The following is a 17,330-nucleotide window of genomic DNA, read 5'->3' on the forward strand; positions in this document are numbered from 1 at the left end:
AGACGGCCAGCGTCCAACGCCGGGCCCGTGGCCAAGGTTCCAGGAGGATGTCGGGAAAATCGCCGCCCGTTGCAAGGGCCACCCATATCGCCACGCAGCGTCACACATGACTGCCCGGCCCAGGACGGCGGCACAACCCGAAAAGCGGCCCCGTGCCCGGACTCCGCAGTGACGTTCACGTCAGTCCTCGCAAAGGGGAACAGGCCGCACCCCCTCCGTGTTGGGTCAAGGCACAGACAGGCAGGAGGCCGAGATGAGTGAAAAGGCGAACCCCGATGCCGTTCCGCCCGGCACGCCCGGCGCGGGCGAGAACATCTGCCGCAAATGCGAGGGCAGCGGGCGGGTCGAAGGCAAGGAGTGCCCCGACTGCGGCGGGACAGGCAAGGTGACGACGGGGATCGGGGGCGGCTAGGCGCGGCGCCGAAGGTCTTGCGGCTGTCAGCGGGACCGTCCCGATCATGCGCCGCAAACGGCATGGCGGGTGCTTCCGCAGCCTTGCGAAGATGCCGCCTGATTTCTTGGGCCGCCTGTGGCGTGCAACAGAAGGTCGCAGGTGAAACGTGATCCTGGCACGGCGATCAACTGCCGGGACAAGCTGTTCTGGCGGGATCAGGGCTGTGCTGTTGTCATCGGCGGCGGAGGGACGCCAGCGCCCGGCCCTCGGCCTTGATGCGGATGCCCAGCACCAGGGCGTTCAGGACGGTGAACGCGGCCGCCACCGGCCACAGGCCAAGCACCATCGGCGCGACAAGGATTTCCGCGACGACCACGGCATAGTTCGGGTGGGACATCCAGCGATAGGGGCCGCGCCTGACCAGCGGCTCGTCAAGAACGATGATCCTTGTCGTCCAGCGGGGGCCAAGGCTTGCAAGTACCCAGAAACGGCACAGCTGTAGGGCCGCGAACAGCGCCAGCCAGCCGGGGGAAACCGGCCTGTCCCAGCCCCAGACGCAGATCGCCGCCAGCCATGCCGCATGCATGATCACGATCAGCGGATAATGGGCGGCCCCATGCTCGACCGCGCCTCGGGCCAGAAGGTTCTGCGTGTTGCGCCGCGCCAGGACCAGTTCGGCCCCCCGCTGCAGGACCAGGAAGGCGATGAAGGCCAGGGATGCCGGGAAAACCTCTTGCCCGCCCATGTCACGGAACCCTTACGGGAAGAACCGACAGGGTGAAGCCCGGACCCAGGGCCAGCGCCAGCAATTCTCCGCGCTGGCCCGATTGCAGGACCGCCTCCAGGACGAAAAGTACCGTGGGGGCGGACATGTTCCCGTTCCGCGCCAGGATCCGCCGCTCGATGTCCAGGGTTCCTTCGGTCAGGTCCAGCGATGTTTCCAGCGCGGTGATGACCTTGGCGCCGCCCGGATGGCAGACATAGCGGTCCACGTGGCGTCCCGGCATCAGGGCATCCATCGCCCTGCGCAACTCGGCCTCGGCGAAAACCGGGATCGAGCGGTCGAAGACCACGCCAAGGCCGCTTTCCTCGACGGTCCAGCCCATGATGCCCAGCGTGTCGGGCCACATGTGCTGGCGGCCTTGCCCGATGACAGGCTTGCCGTTGTCCCCGGCCATCCCGGCCCGAAGCACGACGGCCGCCGCGCCGTCGCCGAAGAGGGCCGTCGCGATGATGTCGGCCTTGGTCAGCCGGTCCAGCCGGAACAGCAGGGTGCAGGCCTCGACCGCGACCATCAGGACAACGGCGCCCGGCCGGGCCAGGGCCAGGTCGCGGGCAATGGACAGGCCCGACACGCCCCCCGCGCAGCCCAGGCCGAAGACCGGCACGCGCATGGCGTCCGGCCGGAACCCCATGGCCTTGGCCACCACCGCTTCAAGCGTCGGCGTGACGATCCCCGTTGACGATACCGTCACCACGATATCGACCTGATGGGCGCGCAGGCCCGCCCGATCCAGCGCCTTGCCTGCGGCGTCCTGGAAAAGCTGGGCGGCGCCTGCCGCATAGGCCTCGGTCCGGTCGGTCCATCCATGCGGCTGTCGGAACCAGTCCAGCGGCACGACCGAATGGCGGGTGTCGATGCCGGCATTCTGGAAGGCGGGGGCAAGCCGGTCGAACTGGGCGAACCGCGCTTGCAGCAGCTCGCGGGATTCCCGAAGGACCGCGTCCTGGTCCAGCACCTCGGGCGGGACCGCCGTGGCGATCGACAAGAGCCGGGGGGAAGGGGCGGGGTTGCCGTGAACCATGTCCTGTCCTGCTGTCAGCGTCTTCTGCGGATCGCCGCAGGGAATGCGTGAGCGGCAAACGCGCGGCGGGCGGGAAAAGCGCAACACGTTTCCGGCATTCCATGCCTGCACGGATCCTGCCTGCAGACCACCCTATTCCCATGCGCGCAGCTCGCAGGCGGGGCGGACGGACAGCGGCCGCAGCGCAAAGACCAGCCCCGCCGCCAGCGTGGCCCCCACCCCGCCAGCAACGACGGCCAGGGCCGAACCGGCGGCGAAGCGATAATCCAGTTCCATCACCTGCGTCAGGATCGCCCCGGCAGCCAGACCCGCAACCAGACCCGCCGCGGCCCCCATCAGTGCCGAACGCAGGGCGAAGCTGGCCAGCACCTGCCCGCGCGTGGCGCCAAGGGTCTTCAGCACCGCCGCCTCGAAGATGCGGGCGCGTTCGCCCGCAGCAGCCGCGCCGATCAGCACGACGAACCCGGTCGCCAGCACCGCCAGCGCGGCCAGCGATGTGGCCTGGCCGCGCCGGGAAATTTCGGCCCCGAACTTCAGGCGGAATTCCAGGCCATGTATCCCGGCCTGGCCCAGGCGCATGGGGCGGCGCTTTGTCCTGATCTGCTTGCCCCCATCACCGCCGGATACGCGGCGGGAAAGGATCTGGACGACCTGCTGCAGGACGACCGCCTGCATCCAAGCGCCGCCGGCGTCCAGGCCATCGTCGCGGCGCTGGGACCGGCGGTGGGGGAATGGCTGGACGGGATCGCACTCTCCGCGAACTGACCGGCCAGACCGCGCCATCCTGCGGGACGATCCCGTTGGGCCAAGCCGGGGCAGCCCCCCCGCCTGCCTATCGGGGGCTCGGGGTCGTTTCGTCCCGCCAGCTCCTGCAGGCCTGCAGGTATTCCCTGGCATCCCTGCTCAGCCGCGCGATGCCCAGCAGCCGGGCAAGCTCAAGTTCGGGGTCTTCCGCCGCGGCGACGCGACCCGCGTTGCGGTCGATCAGCTCCGCGATTTCGGAGCGCGAGATGTCCCGCAACGTGCGATCACCCATCCCCCGGAAGGGCGCCCGGTTCCTGATGCCGCCCCTGTCCCACAGGAACCTGACCCCCGCCTCGTCCGTGATGTCGAAGGCATCGTGCAGCGCGGCCAGGCGGGCCTGGATGCGGGCGCCGGTCCGCTGCCAGCCGTGAAGCTGGGAAATCCGGCGGGCAAGGCAGCTTTCGGGCATCGGCCCGTCGCGCGCCACGATCCGCCGCATCAGGCCGCGCAGGTCGGCCAGATAGTCGTCGTCGAAGAACCGCGCGGGATCGGGGCGGATGTCTGCGGGCATGGATGCCGGGGATGCCGCATTGCCGGCGAACAGAACCCTGGCCTCGCCTGCGGTTCCGCCGTCCTGCGGCCCGCCGGAGCCCTGCGGGCGGGGGGCGGGGGCCTGCGCCTCCTCCGGTGCGTCGGGCAGGTGCGGCTCCTCCTCGGGCGCCTCCGGGACCGCCCCTGCCTCGGCGCGGCGCGCCCGGTCTGCCTCCAGGGACGCGCGAAGGCTGGCGTCGATGCGCGCGATGGTGGCGTCAGGGGCGCGGAACCAGTCAGTGGACCAGATCCGCAGGATGGTCCAGCCCAGGCCCTCCAGCACCGCCTGGCGGATCCGGTCGCGGTCGCGCGCCGTGGCCGAGGAATGATAGCGCGCCCCGTCGCACTCCACGCCCGCCAGCCAGACGCCCGCATGATCGGGATGCCGCACGCCCAGGTCGATGCGGAAACCCGACACGCCGATCTGCGTGTGGACCTCCCATCCCTTGCGGGACAGGGCATCGCGCACCGCTTCCTCGAAGGGGGAATCGGCGGGTCCGGCCGATCCGCTGTCCTGCGCCGCAAGGGCCACGGGCCCTCGCTCGGCAAAGTCCAGGAAGGCCTTGAGATCGGCGACCCCGCGTGCGCGCGTCCTGGTGGTGTCGATCTGGTCGGCGGCGATCGAGGCGAAGACATGCAGTTCCGCCCGCGCGCGCGTCACCGCGACGTTCAGCCGCCGTTCCCCGCCGTCCTTGTTCATCGCGCCGAAGTTCATGGTGAACTTGCCGGCCGCATCCGGCCCGAAGGTGATGGAAAACAGCATCACGTCGCGCTCGTCGCCCTGGATGTTTTCCAGGTTCTTGACAATCACCGGCTCCTCCCGCTCGTCGGCGAAGAACCATTCCAGATCGGGGTCGGCCTTGCGCTCGGCATCCAGCAGGTCGAGGATCAGGCCCTGCTGCTGGGCGTTGAAGGTGATGACGCCCAGGGTCGGGCGGTCGCCTTCGGGCAGCTTCAGCCATTCCCTCAGCCGCCTGCGGACGAAGGCCGCGACCGCGCGGGCCTCCTCGGGATTGGTCGATCCCTTGCCGCGCCCATAGGTTCCCCTGACCTTGTGCAGCCGCACGGCATGGCCCGACGCGTCGGGCGAGGGGAAGGTGACCAGTCCGCCATTGTAGTAGAAATGGTTGGAAAAGGCGATCAGCGACTCGTCCCGGCTGCGGTAATGCCAGTTCAGGCGGTGGGTCGGGATGCCTGCCGCCGCGACCTCGTCCAGGATGGACGGCATGTCCTTCTCATGGTCGGCAAGCTCGGCGTCCTCCTCGGCCCCGTCCTCGCTGCGGCCGAAGAAATTGGTGGGGGGAAGCTGCCTGGGATCGCCCACGATGATCGCCTGACGGCCGCGCGCGATCGCCCCGATGGCGTCCCAGGTGGTGATCTGCGAGGCTTCGTCAAAGATCACCAGGTCGAACTGCGCCTGCCCTGCAGGCAGGTACTGGGCGACCGACAAGGGCGACATCAGCACGCAGGGCGCCAGCTTCACGAAGCTTGTCGGCATGTCGGCGATCAGGCTGCGGATCGCGCGGGTGGGGCGCTGCAGTCCCAACTGGTGGCGCAGCACCCCCAGTTCCGAATTGCGCGGCACCGAATCGCGGGCGGGCAGGTCGTTGCCCAGCCTGCGCATCACCTCGGCCGAGGCGAGACCGGCCAAGGCGTCGTCCAGTTCCCGGAAGCGACGGATCAGGGCGTCATGTTCCCAATGCGCGAAGCCGCGCAGGCAGGGTTCGGCGTCCATAGCGGGGCGGACCCACCACGCCATATAGGCCTGTTCGAAGGCGCGCACGGTGTCGGGGATCTCCGCCCTTCCTTCCAGCGCCAGGACCAGCGGTTCCAGCCCGGCGCCGATGGCCTCGGCACGGGTGCCGCGCCACTTGAGCCAGTCGCCGAAGCGGTTCGACAGCGGCTCCAGCCCGGCCAGCAGCGCGTCGCAGTCCTGCGGCAGGGTGCCGCCCGCATCGGCAAAGGCGGCGGCTGCCTTTTCGGCCTGCCCCTCCGCGTCGCGCAGGGCTTGCAGCAGCGGCGCGAAACCGCCGCCCGAGGCCGCCGAAAGTTCTGCCCGGTGTTCCTCCAGCCGCGCGGCGGGCAGGCCTGCGGCGCGCAGATGCCGTTCCAGGTCCAGGAACGCCGATGCCGCGTCCAGTTCGGCAGCGATGCGGGCCGTGTCCGTGTTCTCGTCCGCAAAGCCCGGCAGGGTGCGCAGATCCGAGGCCGCGATGTCCTGCCTTGCCCGCAGAAGCTGCCTCAGCGCCGGAAGGTCGCGGGCGGGATCGGCCCGGCCCGCGCCGGCATAGGTTTGCAGCAGCTTGCGCAGCTTGCGTTGCGCCATGCCCGCGAAGGGCCAGGATTTGCCCTGCGCCTCGCGCCATTGCAGCTCCAGCGCGTCCAGCGGCATGTCGGCCAGGCCTTCGTCCGGGTAGCGGGCCGACAGGGACGACCGGGCCCGTGCCGCGCGCCCCAGGGCGTCCTGCAGGGCGCCAAGCTGCGCGCGGGCCATATCAGACGCGCGCAGGGCATCGGCCGCGACTGCGGGCTGGCCCAGCCGCCGGGCGGCCAGCCAGCCAAGGGCCGCCGCGATGTCGGGATTGTCGGCGTCACCGGGCGGCAGGCCAAGCCGCTGCGCCAGCGCGGCGCGCGCCTCTCGCGCGGCGGCGCGGGCAAGGCGCAGCGCGTGGGCGCAGTCCAGATAGCGGTCCTGCCAGCCGAAGGACCACTCGCCCCCGTCCAGCAGCGACAGCGGCCCGGCGGGGTCCAGATCCGCGACGGCCCGGTGGCGCGCGCCAAGATCTGCGGCCAGGGCGCGCAGGCGCTGCCAGCTTGCCTCGTCATGGCAGTCCTTGTTGTCGAAGCGCAGCGCAAAGCCCGGCGCGCCGCTCGCGACCCTGCCGATGGCCTGGAAGACGCTGAAGCCCTGCGTGTCTGGGCGGTGCAGCGCATCGGCATAAGCGTTCAACTGGTCGCGCGTCAGGCGCAGATCCTCGGATACGCGGATCCAGTCCTGCGCCTGCGCCGCAGCGGCCCGGTCCCAGGACCGGCCAAGCTGGGCCAGCACGCTCTTGCGGTCGGCCTTGCTGGAATGCAGTTCCAGCACCGCGTCGCCCAGGCCCTGACGTTCCAAACGGCGATGCACCACATCCAGTGCGGCGGATTTTTCCGCCACGAACAGGACCGTGCGGCCCCGGCCAAGCTGGTCGGCGATGATGTTGGTGATGGTCTGGCTCTTGCCGGTGCCGGGCGGGCCGATCAGCACGAAGTCGCGCCCCTCGGCCGCCGCCAGCACGGCGGACAGCTGCGAACTGTCGGCGGGCAGCGGCGCCAGCAGGTCGCCGGGGGCGTGCTTGCGGTCGATGTCCGACGGATGGGGCATGGGCGTTCCCGCGCCTTCGAAGGCCTCGGTCGGGTTGTCCACCAGATGGGCCACCAGCCGGCTTTCGCGCAGGCTGTCGGTGCGGTCCACCAGATCCTTCCACATCAGGTATTTCGCGAAGGAAAAGGTGGACAGCGCGAAATCCTCGACCACCTCGAAGCCCGCCACGTCGCGCACCCGCTGGCGCAGGATCTCCATGATCCGGGGGATGTCGAGGCCGCTTTCGTCGCGCGGCAACTCGCTCTCAAGGTCGGGAATACGCAGTTCGAAATCGCGCTTGAGCATTTCCAGAAGGGTTGCGTTGATGCGCACCTCGTCTTCCAGCTGGCTCAGCCGGAACTCGGACTGGGCCGAGCGGCGTTCGAGCCTGACCGGCACCAGCAGAAGCGGCGCGCGATAGGACCGGCTGTCGCCTTCCGTCCGTTTCCAGCGCAGGAAGCCCACGGCCAGGAACAGCGTGTTGGTGCCGCCCTCGGCCATGTCGCTGCGCGCCTTGCGGTAAAGCTCGGTCAGGCGGTCGGTCATCTCGCGCGCGGTCAGCGGCACGGCGAACTGGCCGCGCGTCAGGGCGTCCGCCGCCAGTTCCCGCTCGATCCGGCGGGCCTCGTCGGCAGGGATGTCGCGGCCCGCAACGGCGTTTTCATCCTTGAGCGCCAGCAGGCGGAAGACCTCGCCATGGGCAAGGCGGTCCTCGGTCGCGGAAATGTCGGTGCAGACCATCGGCACCGCGCCTCGCGTGTCGCGGAAGTTCAGAAGCCGGTTGGCCAGCGACAAATCCAGCAGCTTGCGCTGCCAGCGTTCGATGCGGCCGATGGCGGTGGTGGGCGCTTCCTCGGCCAGTTCGCCGGGCAGCAGTCCCAGATCCAGGGGGCGGGGCAGGGCGGCGGGCGATGCGGCCCCCTCGTCCTCGGGCGACGGGGCGCCGGGAATGCGGTGGCTGGCCAGCGGGCGGATCCGCGCGGCGCGGGCGCGGTTGATGTCCACCGCCTGGATGAATTCGGCCTCGCGCGCCTCGGACAGGCGGTCGCGTCCGGCCGCGACCGCCTCCTCGAAGCCCACGGCGGGGCGGCGGGTCAGCAGGGTGGTTTCCAGGGGCACGAATTCGCGCGCGGCCGCAGCCTTCCTGACCGCCACCACATCGGGTTCGACCAGCCGGCCGAAATCCTTTCGGACCAGCCAGACGCCGACCCAGGCATGGCCCTGAGAGAACAGCACCGCCGTGTTCAGCCCTGCCGCCTCATAGGCCGCTGCCATCAGCAGCGTGCTGTCCAGGCAGGTCGCAAGGCCTTCGGACAGGATCCGTTCGGGATCGCGGATCTTCTGCCCGGCCTGTTCGAAGGATGCGGGCGGCACGGCATAGGTCAGGCCAAGGCCCGTCGCCGCCGACCAGATCGCCCCCGCCAGCATCCAGACCCGCAGGGGATCGTTGCCCTGGTATCCGTCGATGGCGCCCGAATGGCCCGCCGCTTCCAGCAGGCGCGCGGCCTCCTTCAGGATGCGCGCGACCGCCGGCTGGTTGGGCGAGACGAAGGCCGCCAGGATGTTGTCCATCTCGGCCAGGCCGCCCCATTCGTCCCGCGCCAGCATCTCGATCCGGTGCGTCGTTTCGGCCTCCTCCAGCCCCTCGGCGGACAGGCGGAAGTGAAGAAGGCCGATCTCGGCCTCGTCCAGGCCCGCCAGCATCGCGGTGTCCAGCGGGGTTTCCAGATCGGTCAGCTGCACCGTCGCGCCGGGCGCGATGCGATCCACGGCCCAGGTCTTTTCGCGCAGGATGGCGGGGCTTGCCGACAGGGTCAGGCGGATGTCCCGGACGGGTTCCGTTCCCGTGTTCCCGATCTCCAGCCCCTTGACGACGGCCACGCCGTTCTGGGCGGTGGCGAAGTTCACCTTGGCCGCCAGGACCGGATGCAGCGCCAGCGACGGGGCCGGTTCGGATGTTGCGGGCAAAGGGATAAGCGGGATTTCATCCTGCATGGTCTTGTCTTTCAGAGGGATTGCAGATCGATGACGTTGGCCGCCGGGCAGGCGGCGCGGGCGATGTCGCACAGGTGGCGGTGATGGGTCAGATAGATCACCTGCCCCGCGCGCGACATCTCCGCCAGCAGCGCGAAGGCCGCGGCTGCCCGGTTGTCGTCAAAGGTTTCCATGATGTCGTCGGCGACAAAGGGAACGGACGGGCGGCTTTGCGCCAGTTCGTGATAGCCCGCGATGCGCAGCGCCAGGTAAAGCTGGAACCGCGCGCCCTTGGAGAGGTCCGCCGCAAGCTTCGCGCCCTCGGCGGCGGGCAAGGCCACCAGAACCTCGGCTTGGCCGTCGGGCTGGGTCGCAAGGCCGCGATAGGCCCCGCCGGTCAGCCTGGCGAAGGCGTCCGAGGCGCGGGCCAGCATGGCGCTGCGGTGCTGGTCGCGATAGCGGCGCATTCCCGTCTCGAAAGCCATCAGGCCGAAGCGGGCGGCAAGGTGGCTGCGGGCCCGTTCCCGGATCTCCAGCAGCAGGTTCTGGCGTTCGGACGCGATGCGGGCCAGGGCATCGTCCCCGCCCACGGCCTCGATCCGGCGCCTGGCGTCCAGATGCGCGGCCAGGCAGGTTTCCGTCCGGTGGCGCAGGATCTGCCCGTCGGCCTTCAGCCCCTCGATCCGCTGCCGGATCGTGTCCGCGTCGTCTGCATCCGCGGGCCGGGGCCGGTCGCGCAACTCGTCCTCAAGGGCGGCGATGTCCTGGCGCAGCAGGGCAGCCTCCAGGCAGCAGGCGACATGATCGGATAGGGCGCCCTGATCCGCCGCCCAGCCAAGCGACGCGCCAAGGCGGGCGGCTTCCCGTTCCCTGGCCTCCAGCAGGCGGCGATCCTCGTCGTCCTGGCGCATTTCCTCGGCCTGCTGCCGGGCCAGACCTTCGCGGTCCCGCGCCATGTCCTGGGCCCGGCGCAGGCGCGACAGGACATCGGTCCAGGGCGCCGCGTCGGGCAGGTCCAACACCCGCATGATCGCCGTCCGCGCGTTCTGGAAGCGGTCGCGGTTCGCCTCCATCTTGGCGATCCGGTCTTCCAGCATCGCCCGATCCCGGACGGCGGTGCCAAGCCGGTCCAGTAGGTCGAGGATCACGCCCAAGCCGGGATCCTCGTCGGCATGATCGGCCAGGATGGTGCCCTGGCTGGCCTCGGCCCAGTGCCGCCGCCAGCAGGCCAGCGCCTCGCGGGCGTCCCTTTCGGCCCCCTCGCGGTCGCGCAGGTCCGCGGCAAGGCCGGTCAGGCGGCGGCGGGCCTCGCGGCGGCGCTCGGTGGCGTCCAGGCGTGCGATGGCGGCGGCAAGCAGGCTGTCGTAATCGCGCCCGGTTCCACCCTCCGCTTGGCCAAGGGCGGCGGCAAGCGCGCGGGATGCACCGTCCAGCAGATCCTCGCCGCGCCGCAGGGCGGTTTCGGCATTCTGCAGCGTCCGGCGCTCCGCCAGCGCAGCAAGCCGCAAGTCAAGCCAATGCTTCAGATCTGCCAGCGATCCCCCGTCCAGGCCAAGCCCGGCGCAGGCAGAGCCCACCGCAGCCCCGATCGCGTCCTGTTCCCCAAGGGCGGCTTCCAGCCTTGCCCCCGCATCCTCCAGGCGCGCGGCAAGCCGGTCCCGCTCGCTCCGTTGCAGGGCCTCGCGCCGCGCCTCGGCCATGGCTTCGGCCAGAAGGGCCGAGATCCGGTCATCCTCGCGCAGGGCCTGTTCGAAATCGCGGGCGCTGGCCCTGTCCATCGCGGCCAGATGCGCGGCCCATCGCGCTTCGCGCCTGCTGCGGGCGCTCGCGGCCTCGGCCAGCGTGATCCCCGTGGCCGACCGGGCCTGCGCATCCCCCGCCATCCCGGCCTGCAGGCGGTCCAGCGCGGCGCGCAGATCCTCGGCCTCGCGGCGCGCGTCGCCTTCCCGCTGGCGCGCGGCTTCCCGGCCCGCCTCCCAGTCGCGGATCTGCCATCCCGGCGGAACGCTCAGGGCGGCAAGCCCCGCGGCTTCCCCGGTCCAGGGCGCCAGGGCCTCGACCGCAGCGGACAGCCTGGCCTCTGCCGCGTCGCAGTCGCGCCGCGCGCGATGACAGATGTCGGCCGGATCCTGGGCGCGCAGCCGGGCCAGCAGCGCGGCAAGGGCGGCGTCGTCGTCCACCGGGCCCGGATCGCCCAGCCGGTCGCGTTCCCGCGCCAGCAGGTCCGCGGCCTTGCGCGTCTCGGCGGTGGCACTGGCCAGGGCCGTCGTCAGCCCGGACCGTTCGGACAAGAGCGACCGCAGCCGGGCCAGCGTGGCGGCGGGCAGCACAAGATCCGATGCCTGCGCGCCATCCTGTCCCAGTTCCGCCACAAGCGCGGCGATCCGCGACCGAGCTTCGCCGGCCTCGGGCCAGCGGCGGGGCAGATCCTTGACCGCCGCATCATGTTCGGGCCGCAGCGCCTCGGCCGCGTCGATGTCCTCGGCGCAGGCGAGCGCGGCGGCGTCGGTATTCACGGCGTCCAGCTTTTCCGCAAGCCCTTGCAGCCGCAGCGCGCGGTCGGCGATGCGGGTGTTCAGCGCCAGCCGGTCGCGTTCGATCCGGTCGGCCTCGTCGCGCGTAAGCGCGCCCGCGTCCGGCAGATGCGCCAGGGGCCGCAGCCGGTCCCGAAGCCTGGCAAGCTTGGCCAGCAGCGGCAGGGTCGCGGCGATGTCCTGAAGCCGGTCCAGTTCCGCCTGTGCCGCGTCCTCGGCCGCGCGGGCCTCGCGCCAGGCCTGCTCTGCCGCTTCCGCCTCGCGCACCAGCTTCTGCAGCGCGCCTGCCGAAACCTCGATGCCGCGCCGCCGGGCATCCAGGTCGGCCAGATGCTTCCTGGCGTCGTAAAGCCAGCCGCTGCGCTTGCCGGGGCGATGAAAGCCGTCCAGATCCGCGCGGATGGCGTCCAGCCGGGGGGCAAGGTCGGCCAGGCCCGCGCTGGCGGAAAACAGCATCTCGCCCAGGTCGCCCCGGCTGGCCAGGATGCTGTCGCCGCCCTTTTCCAGCGTGTCGTCGTCCAGCGAGAACATCGCGGCATAGCTGTCGCGCGACAGCCCGCCCAGGACCGATTGCAGGACGGTTTCGGGGATCGGCGCATCATGCCCGTCCAGCAGGCTGGCATTGTTGCGCTTGAGCCGCCGCAGGTCCAGCGCGCCCCCGGCATGGGACAGCCGCGCCCCGATCTGCATGGTCGGGCCGGGATGCAGGAAGTCATAGCGGCTGCGCAGCGGGATCCCGAACAGCAGATCCAGCCAGGCCGAGAACAGCGTGGATTTCCCGGCCTCGTTCGGCCCATAGACGACATGAAGATCGGCCCCGCCCGGCGCCGGTTGCGCAAAGGCCAGCGATGTCGCGGTAAAGCGACCATAGCGGGTCAGATCCAGCCGTTCGAGGCGCATCAGGCGGCCTCGTCCCCGGCCAGCCGCGACAGGATCGCCGGAATGCCCTGCAGCAGCAGGTCACGGCAGTGTCCGGGCAGGCCCGCCTCGTCCTGGCCCAGGATGTCGCGCGCCTCGGGCGGCAGGTCGCGCAGCAGGTCGCGCGCGGCGGAGAGCAGCGCGCCTTCCAGGCCCCGATCCCGGGGCAGGTCGTTCAGCACCATCGCCGCCAACTCGCCCGGCAGTCCCGGGCCCGTCAGGGCGGGGGCATCGGCCCCGTCCGCCAGCCGCAGTTCCAGCTTGTCGATCCAGAGCCCGCCTGTGCCGGATGCGAAGGCGCGGGCTTCCTCGGTCAGGCGGTCGTGGTCGCGCGCCAGCCGCCAGGCAAGCGGCGTGGTCCCCCGCAGCACGGGCCGGATCACCAGATGGCTTTCCGCGCGCGGCGCCCGGCCGATGCGGCGGATTTCGGCTTCCAGCAGCGCCAGCAGGCCGGGCCAGTCGGCGGCGGGCGAACAGTCCACATCGACCCGCTCGAACCGGATCGAGGCCACTGCGCGCTGGTCCAGCGTGACCGCGTGGTCGTCGGCCACATCGACAAGCGTGACCGAGGTGGGACCGGCCTCGCCGATGTCGCGCCCCTGCGGGATGCCCGGCATGACGATCGTGGTGCGTCCCACATGTTCGGATCGGCGGTGGACATGGCCAAGCGCCCAATAGTGATAGCCGTGCCCGTCCAGGTCGCCCAGGGCGCAGGGCGCATAGGGATCGTGGCCCGGACTGCCGTTCAGGCTGGTATGCAGCATGCCGATGTTGAAGGCGCCGGGCCGGGGCGCGGGATAGCGGGGCAGCAGGCTTTCGGGCGCATGGGGATCGCGGAAGCTGAGCCCGTGGATGGCGACGCGGTGGCCCCGGATCTCGATCTCGGAGGTGGAGGGGCGGCCGGAAAACAGCACCGTGTTGTCGGGCGCGTCCAGCTCGCCGGTCTGGCGGGCCAGCGCATCGTGGTTGCCGCGGATGATGAAGCAGCGGATCCCGGCCTCTCTCAGGCGCAGCAGTTCCTGTTTCAGGAACCGGGGCGTCTTGGTCGAGCTGTGTTCGCCATCCCACAGGTCGCCCGCGATCAGCAGGAAGGCCGCATCCTCATGGATGCACAGATCCACGATCCGCGAGAAGGCCGCGCGAGAGGCGATGCCGACCTCTCGGGCAAGGTCGGGATCGCGCAGGGCCATCGCAGTCAGGGGGGCGTCGAGATGCAGATCGGCGGTATGGACGAAGCGGAAGCTCAAGGGATTGCACCGGCGGCAGGGTTTTCCACTAAATATCGTGCAGGATGACCCTAGCGGCAAGCCAATTAAGCCGCTTCCAAGCCCCCAGGACGGCCCGAAAGGCCGGAATCCATGGGCCTGAAGCCCGCTTTCGCGGATTCCGGCGGCAGGCGCGGCGGCCGGATGGCGCCCACCGGCGCGCTGCCTGTTTCCCCGGCGCCTCCAGGGGCACCCGATTCTGTCCGCCGGAACATCACCGGCCCGCCCTGTCGGAGGATGCCGCGAAGGGCGTGTCGGCATCGGGATCGCGGCCGCTGCTGCGGTCGAGATGGCGCATGACGGGCGTCACCGTCAGCCCGTGCATCAGGATGGACAGCAGCACCACCAGGCCGACGATGGCCCAAAGCCGCTCGGCCCCCGCGACCTCCATGTGGTTCAGCCCATAGGCCATGTAGTAGATCGAGCCCATGCCCCGGATGCCGAAAAAGGCGATCGTCAGCTTTTCGCCCCAGGCCGCCCGGAAGCCCCGCAGGCCGATCAGCCCGGTCACGGGCCGGATCACCAGCAGGATCACCAGCGCCGCGGCGATATCCGTCCAGGCCAGGGCGTCCAGCAGCCCCCTGGCCAGCGCGCCGCCGAACAGCAGCAGAAGCACCATCATCGCCAGGCGTTCGACCTGTTCGGTGACATCGTGCATCTCGCGGTGGAAATCGTGGCTGCGATGGGCATGGCGGAAGGTCAGGGCGGTGACGAAGACCGACAGGAAGCCATAGGAATGGATGATCTCGGTCAGGCCATAGGACAGGAAGGTGGCGGACAGCGCGATCAGCCCGTCGCCGGTCTGCGCAAGCTTGGTTTCGGCGGGGATGCGGAAGGTGATCCAGCCGAAGGCGCGGCCGATCAGGTATCCGCCCGCGACCCCCGCGCCGATTTCCCACAGCACGTTGTAGGCCAGCCATTTGGCGGCCCAGGGCTCGCCCGTGGCGGCGGCCAGGGACAGGGCGATGGCCAGGTGGACAAAGGGAAAGGCCGCGCCGTCGTTCATGCCCGCCTCGGATGTCAGGCCGAAGCGCACCTCGTCCTCCTCTCCGCTCTTGGGTGGGCCCACCTGCACGTCCGAGGCCAGGACCGGGTCGGTCGGCGCGAGCGAGGCGCCCAGAAGCAACGCAACGGGCCAGGACAGCCCCATCCATGTCCCGGCGAGAGCCGTGATCGCCGCGATGCTGAGCGGAAGGGTCACGAGGATCAGCCGCCAGGTCACCTGCCAGCGGCGCAGCCCGAAGACCCGGTCCAGCTTCAGTCCCGCCCCCATCAGTGCGATGATGATGACAAATTCGGTGAACCGCTCGGTGATCTCGGGATAGGCCAGGGGCAGGGGCGCCAGCCCCGCCTGCGGCAGCGAAAAGATCGCCGCCCCCAGGCCGATGCAGACGATGGGCAGCGACAAGGGCAGCCGCCGCAGCGCCAGGGGCAGCCAGGCCACCAGGGCGATCAGGACGCCCGCGCCGGTCAGGACAAGGATGTAGGGGTCAGGCTGGAACAGCGTGGTCATGCCCGTCAACGCCGCAGGGGGGCTTCCGGTGGCATGGTCGCAACCGCATCCGGCGCGAACACGCGGCCTTCCTGCCGCCAGCGGGCGTCGCGGCATCGGCAAGGGTGATCGCGCAGGCCAAGGGAAATTGCGGAACGGGCCGGCTTGATCCGTTCGGACTTCAGTCCAGTATCCCTTTCCGGGCATTCGGGGGATCATGGGCCATGCTGGGGCTGGATCGGGTTCGCACATCATGGAACGGCGCGTCGCTGGCCACGCGCTTCGGACTGGCGGGCGGGCTGGTCCTTCTGGTCTTCGGCCTTCTGGTCGGCGGCCTGACGGCGCAGCGGATCCAGCAGACCGTGGTCCGCAACACCGCCACCGCCGCGGCGCTCTACATGGACAGCTTCCTTCATCCCGTGGTCGAAAGCTATGTCAGCGGCCAGTCGCCCTCGCCCGCGATGCGGCGCGCCCTGCAGGAGGTGCTGCCGGGCACGCCGATGGGGGATCGCGTCCTGTCCTACAAGATCTGGCGCCCCGGCGGGCTGGTGATCGAGGCCTCGGACCCGGAACTGATCGGCCGGATCTTTCCCCCTTCGGACGAGTTGCGCCAAGCCTGGTCGGGCCGCATCGCCGCCACCTTCGAGGACGAGGCCGAGGAAGAGGACATGGCCGAACATGCCCTGGGCGTGCCCCTGCTGGAGATCTACAGCCCGGTCCGCGCCGACTGGACCGGAGAGATCATCGCCGTGGCCGAGGTTTACGTGGCCGATCCCAAGCTGAAGGCCGACCTGACCGCCTCGCGCAACATGGCGCTGGCGGTCGTGGGGGGCGCGGGGCTGGGGCTGGGATCTCTGCTCTACGCCATCGTCTATGGGGGCAGCCGCACCATCGAACGGCAGCGCCGCGCCCTGGACCGCCGCCTGGCGGACCTGCGGCGCCTGTCCGACCGGAACGAGGCGCTGCGCCTGCGGGTCCAGCAGGCCGCCGGACGCGCCGTCCTGTCAACCGAACACGGGCTGCGCCGCATCGGGGCGGATCTGCATGACGGTCCGGCGCAATACCTGGCCTATGCCAGCCTGCGCGTCGATGCGCTGGGCCGGGCGATGGATCACCCGCCGGGCGAGCTGGCCGACCTGCGCGAGGCGCTGGACCGGGCGATGACGGAAATCCGGGCGATCTCGCGCGGGCTGGTCCTGCCCGAGGTGGCGGGCCTGTCCGCCCCGCAGATCGTCCGCCTTGCCGCCGAGGCCCATGGCGCGCGCAGCGGCCAGCCGGTGGATCTGGCGGTCGAGGGCGAATGCACGGCGCCGCTGACGCCCGCCCTGCGGGTCTGCCTGTTCCGCTTCACGCAGGAAGGGCTGAACAATGCCAGCCGCCACGCTCCCGGATCGGACCTTGCGGTCGTCCTGTCCTGTTCGGCGGCCGTCCTGCGCCTGGCGGTGCGCGATACCGGGCCGGGGCCGGCGTCTGAGGCCGCGCCGGGCCTTGGCCTTTCCGGCCTGCGCGACCGGGTCGAGGCGCTGGGCGGGCATTTCGGCCTTGATCGCAGGGATGGCCGGACCGAGTTGTGGATGGAGGTGACGACATGACCATGCACCGCGTTCTGGTGGCGGACGACCATCCGCTGTTTCGCGAAGGGGTCGCCCGGACCCTGGCCGAAAGCGGCCATTTCCTGGTGGTCGGCACCGCCGCCTCGGGCGCCGAGGCGGTGGAGGAGGCCGCGCGGCTGGCGCCCGACATGGTGCTGCTGGATCTGTCCATGCCGCAGGGGGGGCTGTGGGCGCTGGAACGGATCATGCGGCTCGATCCCGCCCCCGTGGCGGTGATGCTGACCGTGTCCGAGGACAGCGACGCCGTCTTTGCCGCCCTGGAGGGCGGCGCGCGGGGCTATCTTCTGAAAGGCATCGGCGGGGCCGAACTGGTCGCGATCCTCGGACGCGTGATGGCGGGGGAAAGCCATGTGGCCCCGGCCCTTGCCGCGCGGCTGCTGACCCGGATGCGCAGGCCCCAGGCCACCGCCGATCCCCTGGCATCCCTGACCGCGCGAGAGGAGGAAATCCTGCGCCTCGTGTCGTCCGGCCTGTCCAACAAGGAGGTCGCCCGGCGCCTCGACCTGCAGGAACGCACGGTCAAGCATCACATGACCCAGATCCTGCAGAAGCTGCATCTGCGCAACCGCACCGAAGCCGCGCTTGTGGCGCAAAGGCGATGGGGCGACGGCTAGGGCGGATCGACATTCAGCAGATACAAGGGGGGTGCAGTCCGCT

Annotated in this window: 10 protein-coding genes and 1 pseudogene; 4 read left to right on the forward strand and 7 right to left on the reverse strand. The window is 70.6% G+C overall.

Going from position 1 to position 17,330, the window contains the following annotated elements; translation table 11 throughout:
* Nucleotides 1-253 precede the first annotated feature (253 nt).
* Entirely contained in the window at nt 254-412 is a 159-nt protein-coding gene (locus AAIL68_RS04105; protein ID WP_347138255.1) for a hypothetical protein, read from the forward strand.
* 214 nt (nt 413-626) lie between these two features.
* Here the strand turns inward: AAIL68_RS04105 and AAIL68_RS04110 are convergent, their stop codons facing one another.
* From AAIL68_RS04110 to AAIL68_RS04120, 3 genes and pseudogenes are all read right to left on the reverse strand, one after another.
* A complete protein-coding gene (locus AAIL68_RS04110; RefSeq protein ID WP_347138257.1) occupies nt 627-1,139 on the reverse strand; it encodes an isoprenylcysteine carboxylmethyltransferase family protein in 513 nt (170 codons plus the stop codon).
* A gap of 1 nt (nt 1,140) precedes the next feature.
* Nucleotides 1,141-2,199, reverse strand: a complete 1,059-nt coding sequence (locus AAIL68_RS04115; protein WP_347138258.1) for a type III polyketide synthase — start codon at nt 2,197-2,199, stop codon at nt 1,141-1,143.
* Between the two features lie 132 nt (nt 2,200-2,331).
* Nucleotides 2,332-2,700: pseudogene (locus tag AAIL68_RS04120) on the reverse strand (FtsX-like permease family protein); the annotation flags it as partial.
* A gap of 51 nt (nt 2,701-2,751) precedes the next feature.
* On the opposite strand from AAIL68_RS04120, the gene AAIL68_RS04125 reads away from it, so the two are divergent.
* Nucleotides 2,752-2,964 carry a hypothetical protein gene (locus tag AAIL68_RS04125; RefSeq protein WP_347138259.1) on the forward strand — a complete coding sequence of 71 codons (213 nt, stop codon included), beginning with the start codon at nt 2,752-2,754 and terminating at the stop codon, nt 2,962-2,964.
* A gap of 67 nt (nt 2,965-3,031) precedes the next feature.
* Here AAIL68_RS04125 and AAIL68_RS04130 read toward each other — a convergent pair whose 3' ends face one another.
* The 4 genes from AAIL68_RS04130 to AAIL68_RS04145 form a co-directional block, all read right to left on the reverse strand.
* The gene (locus AAIL68_RS04130) at nt 3,032-8,872 is read right to left on the reverse strand and encodes a DUF3320 domain-containing protein (RefSeq protein ID WP_347138260.1); all 5,841 of its coding nucleotides are present in this window, start codon (nt 8,870-8,872) and stop codon (nt 3,032-3,034) included.
* Between the two features lie 11 nt (nt 8,873-8,883).
* The gene (locus tag AAIL68_RS04135; RefSeq protein ID WP_347138261.1) at nt 8,884-12,285 is read right to left on the reverse strand and encodes an AAA family ATPase; all 3,402 of its coding nucleotides are present in this window, start codon (nt 12,283-12,285) and stop codon (nt 8,884-8,886) included.
* Nucleotides 12,285-13,550, reverse strand: coding sequence for a DNA repair exonuclease (locus AAIL68_RS04140; protein WP_347138263.1), 1,266 nt, complete (start codon nt 13,548-13,550; stop codon nt 12,285-12,287). Before AAIL68_RS04140 ends, AAIL68_RS04135 begins: the two co-directional genes overlap by 1 nt.
* A gap of 232 nt (nt 13,551-13,782) precedes the next feature.
* On the reverse strand, nt 13,783-15,081 hold the full coding sequence (locus tag AAIL68_RS04145) for a cation:proton antiporter (protein ID WP_347138264.1): 1,299 nt from the start codon (nt 15,079-15,081) through the stop codon (nt 13,783-13,785).
* A gap of 203 nt (nt 15,082-15,284) precedes the next feature.
* Between AAIL68_RS04145 and AAIL68_RS04150 the strand changes: the two genes are divergently transcribed.
* Both AAIL68_RS04150 and AAIL68_RS04155 read left to right on the forward strand, forming a co-directional pair.
* A complete protein-coding gene (locus tag AAIL68_RS04150) occupies nt 15,285-16,652 on the forward strand; it encodes a histidine kinase (protein ID WP_347138265.1) in 1,368 nt (455 codons plus the stop codon).
* On the forward strand, nt 16,649-17,287 hold the full coding sequence (locus tag AAIL68_RS04155) for a response regulator transcription factor (protein WP_347138266.1): 639 nt from the start codon (nt 16,649-16,651) through the stop codon (nt 17,285-17,287). The genes AAIL68_RS04150 and AAIL68_RS04155 overlap by 4 nt, the downstream gene beginning before the upstream one ends.
* Nucleotides 17,288-17,330: the final 43 nt, after the last annotated feature.

The sequence above is a fragment of the Paracoccus sp. SSK6 genome (assembly GCF_039770665.1).
Classification (GTDB): Bacteria; Pseudomonadota; Alphaproteobacteria; order Rhodobacterales; family Rhodobacteraceae; genus Paracoccus.

Coding starts and splice junctions, on each gene's coding strand:
- AAIL68_RS04105 (WP_347138255.1), top strand. CDS start 254: ATGAGTGAAAAGGCGAACCCCGATGCCGTTCCGCCCGGCACGCCCGGC.
- AAIL68_RS04110 (WP_347138257.1), bottom strand. CDS start 1,139: ATGGGCGGGCAAGAGGTTTTCCCGGCATCCCTGGCCTTCATCGCCTTC.
- AAIL68_RS04115 (WP_347138258.1), bottom strand. CDS start 2,199: ATGGTTCACGGCAACCCCGCCCCTTCCCCCCGGCTCTTGTCGATCGCC.
- AAIL68_RS04125 (WP_347138259.1), top strand. CDS start 2,752: ATGTATCCCGGCCTGGCCCAGGCGCATGGGGCGGCGCTTTGTCCTGAT.
- AAIL68_RS04130 (WP_347138260.1), bottom strand. CDS start 8,872: ATGCAGGATGAAATCCCGCTTATCCCTTTGCCCGCAACATCCGAACCG.
- AAIL68_RS04135 (WP_347138261.1), bottom strand. CDS start 12,285: ATGCGCCTCGAACGGCTGGATCTGACCCGCTATGGTCGCTTTACCGCG.
- AAIL68_RS04145 (WP_347138264.1), bottom strand. CDS start 15,081: ATGACCACGCTGTTCCAGCCTGACCCCTACATCCTTGTCCTGACCGGC.
- AAIL68_RS04150 (WP_347138265.1), top strand. CDS start 15,285: ATGCTGGGGCTGGATCGGGTTCGCACATCATGGAACGGCGCGTCGCTG.
- AAIL68_RS04155 (WP_347138266.1), top strand. CDS start 16,649: ATGACCATGCACCGCGTTCTGGTGGCGGACGACCATCCGCTGTTTCGC.